Genomic DNA, 3,837 nt, shown 5'->3' with positions numbered 1-3,837 from the left:
GCTTTGTATCGCCATAGCGCAAAAAGTTTGCGGCGGTGACCGGTGCACGCTTGTCCTCGAGACGCACGGTGATCGTCCCGAGATCGGTGACGAGCGCCACATAAGGCCGGGTGTCAGCCTCGACCACCGGGACAACGGGTGCAGGCACCGGCGGTACGGGCGGCGGCAACTGGGTCGTCTGCGGCGGGAGGGCGGGGGCCTGGGCGGCCAGGGCAAGCGAAAGGATCAGCGTCTGGAACATCACGGAATCACTCTGTATCGGACAAGTCGGGGCAGCCGAAGCTATACGCAGTCCGCCGCCCCGCCAAGCGGCGACGCGATTCGATGAAGGGGAAAGCCGCGATGAGCGAGAATCCGGACCGTGAAACAGCGCGCGAACCGATCGTCCCCGCGTCGGCCGCGGCGGCTCTGGGATCACGCTTCCTGCGGTACCTGCCGATCATCACGATCGCGCATTTCCTGATCGGCCTGCCCGCGCTGATCGCTTCGCTTGCGCTCGCCTGGTTCGCGTTCGTGCAGGCCGACGCGACGCAGAAGATGCAGACCGGCGGGGTGATGCCTTTCGTTACCTTCGGCACCAGCAACGCCTCCAAGGATGGCAAGCCCGACATTTCGCTGTCGCTGACCAACAATGGCGTCGGCCCGGCGATCCTCGGTCCGATCGAGATTCGCTACAAGGGCAAGGTAATCGCCAATCCGGCCGAATTGTTCGTCGCCTGCTGCGGCGACCGGCGGGGAAAATCGCTGTCCTATTCGACCTCGCCCTCGACCGGTGTCGCGATCCGGCCGGGGGAAACGCAGAACCTCATCAACCTGCCCCGGACGCCCGCGAATGAAGCGGTCTGGCAGGCGTTCAACAAGGAACGGTGGAAACTCGAGGTCCGCTCCTGCTACTGTTCGATCTTCAACGACTGCTGGATCATCGAGGGCATGCAGGGACTGCCCAAGCCCGTGAAGACATGTCCCGCCAACTGGTCGCTCTACAGCGAAGATGCACGAAATCGTATCGCAGGCGAGCGGTAGACCAAGGTTGAGGAATGTCATTCAACTAATCGGTTGACAATCGAGTCCGGCCAGCCAATATTCAACTGCATGGTTGAATATGATTCGCACACGCTCGATACGATCTTTCACGCTCTTGGCGATGCGACGCGCCGCACGATGCTCGGCGAACTCGCCGCCGGCGAACGGACCGTCGGCGAACTCGCCGAGCCCTTCGCGATGTCGCTCGCCGCGGCGTCGAAACATATCAAGGTGCTGGAAAATGCCGGGATGGTCCGCCGCGACGTGCGAGGGCGCACCCATGTCTGCAGCCTCGATCCGGTGCCGCTGATGAACGCCGACCAGTGGCTGGGCATGTACCGCCGCTTCTGGACCGACCGGCTGGACGTCCTCGAACGCCTCTTGCGAACCGAGGACGCGCCGCCCCCTCCCCCCAAGAAACCCCTCCCCGGGAAAGAAGGAGAATGACGATGAATATAATGCTCGCCGAAGACAATTATGGCGTCGTTACCGAACCTGCGACGCTGACGATCACCCGCCTGCTCCCCGGCCCGATCGAGCGCATCTGGTCGTATCTGACCGACAGCGATCTCCGCCGCCAGTGGCTCGCATCGGGTGCGATGGAGCAGCTGGCCGGCGCGCCGGTCGAACTCGTCTGGCGCAACGACGAACTGACCGACCCGCCCGGCGAACGTCCCGAAGGTTTCGGCGACGAGCATCGCATGACCTGCGAAGTCATCGCGATCGACGCGCCGCGCCTGCTGTCGATCAGCTGGGGCAGCACCGGCGGCGTGACTTTCGCTCTGCAGCAAAAGGGCGACGAGGTGCTGCTGACGATCGTCCACAAGCGCGTCGAGGACCCGTCGGTGCTGCTTAACGTCAGCGCGGGCTGGCACAGCCATATCGACGTGCTCGAGGCGCGTCTGCGCGGCACAACCGCGGCGCCGCACTGGGACAATTTCGCCCAGCTGCGCAGTATCTATGCCGAGCGTCTGTTCGGCTGATCCAGCCGTTTCCGGAAGAGGAAGGGGCTGCGCGAGCGGCCCCTTTCTTTTGTGTGAAAACCCCGCGAAGTGTAATATACGAATAAGACAGTAAAGACATGGAGGGCGGCCATGAAACGGAAATGGAAGATCGCATTCGGAATCCTGGGCGCGCTGGTCGTAACCGGCGGGGGCGGCATGGCGTGGATGATAACGCAGCCGCCGGCTCCCGCGAAGATCGTCGAGGCGGGGCCGACCGGCCAGCGCGTCGACTCCAACGGCATTTTCGCCAATTATTTTCCGGCCGGGGGTGACGGACCGCATCCGGCGATCCTGCTGCTCGGCGGGTCCGAAGGCGGGCTGGGCAAGGATATGCGCGCGCTGGCATTGCTGCTGCAGGCCGAGGGCTACAACACGCTCCAGCTCGCCTATCATAATGCGCCGGGCAAATCGGCGAAGCTCAAGAACATCCCCCTCGAGGATTTCGCCAGGGGTCTCGACTGGCTGAAACGGCAGCCCGGGGTCGACGACAGCCGGCTCGGCATTGTCGGATATTCGAAGGGCGCCGAGGCGGGTCTGCTCGTCGCGACACGCTATCCGGGAATCCGCGCTGCGGTGCTCGGTATGCCGTCGAGCGTCGTCTGGGACGGCATGACGGGAGAGAATTACATGTTCGGATCGTTCAGCTCGTCGTGGAGCGAAGGCGGCAAGCCGCTGCCCCATCTAGCCTACAAGGGACAACCGGGGAGCGACGGATTGATGCCGGTTTTCGTGAACGGACTCAGGGAACTGGACACGAACCCGGCGGCGATCATCCCGGTCGAACGATATAAGGGCAAGCTGATGCTCGTCTGCGGCGAGGCCGAGAAATTATGGCCGAGCTGCCCGATGACCGATCAGATCGTCGCGCGGGCAGCCGCGAAGGGCGCGCCTGCCCCCATCGTGCTGCGGTACAAGGACGCGGGGCACGGCGTGATGGGTGCGCCCTTCGCCGACGACAAGGCACGGCGATACTGGGCAAAGCTTGGCGGCACCGAAGCGGGAAATGCCGCGGCGCGTATGGACAGCTGGCCGAAGATTGCGGCATTTCTGAAAGCCGAGCTTGAACCCGACCGGAGGCCCGCCGATGGGAAATGACGAAGACTATCTGCGCGAAGCAATCGCGCTCGCCCATGCCAATGTCGAAAAGGGTGGCCGCCCGTTCGGCGCGGTGATCGTCCGCAATGGCGAGATCGTCGCAACGGGCGTGAACGCGATACTGGAGACGGGCGATCCGACATCGCACGCCGAGCTCAACGCCATCCGGCTTGCCAGCAAGGCGCTGGGTCCCGATCTCGGCGACTGTGCGGTCTTCGCGAGCGGTCACCCCTGCCCGATGTGCATGGCGGCGATGCGCCTCGCGGGGATCAAGGCGGTGACCTATGCCTTTTCGAACGAGGACGGCGCACCATATGGCCTGTCGACCGCGGCGATCTACGAGGATCTCGCCAGGCCCTTTCCGGAACAGACGATGGACATTCGCCACCTGCCCGTTCGACTGGCGGGAATGCCCGATCTCTACGCGGGTTGGCGACAGCGGCAGGGCTGATTCCCGCGGCGCCCGTTTGCTACCGGAGAGTTTCGACCGGAAGCTGACCTATCTCTCGTCGTCATCCCGGACTTGATCCGAGGTCCATGGCCAAGCAAATCAAGCCAAATGGCCTCGGCCGTGTGGTGCGTCTCGCTGACGGGGCATTCATTCTCCAAACTCGACTGAAACAAGTGTCTTTGCTTTCGAATTAACACAAACTCGAGCATCCCCTCCCGCGGCTGCCTCTGGTTGAAAATACTGAACGCAATTATCTCTATCTAC

The 3,837-nt window shown here is 63.3% G+C and carries 6 protein-coding genes; 5 read left to right on the top strand and 1 reads right to left on the bottom strand.

Annotation, left to right across the window (positions count from 1 at the left end):
- The coding region (locus VGD20_RS04510; RefSeq protein WP_331133303.1) for a peptidylprolyl isomerase at positions 1-241 on the bottom strand (241 nt) is incomplete at its 3' end.
- Positions 242-342: 101 nt separating this feature from the next.
- Between VGD20_RS04510 and VGD20_RS04505 the strand changes: the two genes are divergently transcribed.
- The 5 genes from VGD20_RS04505 (at position 343) to VGD20_RS04485 (ending at position 3,573) form a co-directional block, all read left to right on the top strand.
- The gene (locus VGD20_RS04505) at positions 343-1,023 is read left to right on the top strand and encodes a hypothetical protein (protein ID WP_331133302.1); all 681 of its coding nucleotides are present in this window, start codon (positions 343-345) and stop codon (positions 1,021-1,023) included.
- A 69-nt stretch (positions 1,024-1,092) separates the two neighbouring features.
- The gene (locus VGD20_RS04500) at positions 1,093-1,470 is read left to right on the top strand and encodes a metalloregulator ArsR/SmtB family transcription factor (protein WP_331133301.1); all 378 of its coding nucleotides are present in this window, start codon (positions 1,093-1,095) and stop codon (positions 1,468-1,470) included.
- A gap of 2 nt (positions 1,471-1,472) precedes the next feature.
- Positions 1,473-2,006: an SRPBCC family protein gene (locus tag VGD20_RS04495; RefSeq protein WP_331133300.1), complete on the top strand. Its 534-nt coding sequence runs from the start codon at positions 1,473-1,475 to the stop codon at positions 2,004-2,006.
- Positions 2,007-2,117: 111 nt separating this feature from the next.
- Positions 2,118-3,122, top strand: coding sequence for an acyl-CoA thioester hydrolase/BAAT C-terminal domain-containing protein (locus VGD20_RS04490; RefSeq protein ID WP_331133299.1), 1,005 nt, complete (start codon positions 2,118-2,120; stop codon positions 3,120-3,122).
- A complete protein-coding gene (locus tag VGD20_RS04485; protein WP_331133298.1) occupies positions 3,112-3,573 on the top strand; it encodes a nucleoside deaminase in 462 nt (153 codons plus the stop codon). The genes VGD20_RS04490 and VGD20_RS04485 overlap by 11 nt, the downstream gene beginning before the upstream one ends.
- Positions 3,574-3,837: the final 264 nt, after the last annotated feature.

The sequence above is a fragment of the Sphingopyxis sp. genome, from assembly GCF_036402335.1.
Lineage (GTDB): Bacteria > Pseudomonadota > Alphaproteobacteria > Sphingomonadales > Sphingomonadaceae > Sphingopyxis.
The sequence above is the reverse complement of the archived record's forward strand: the minus strand, read 5'-3'. Positions and strand labels throughout refer to the sequence as shown.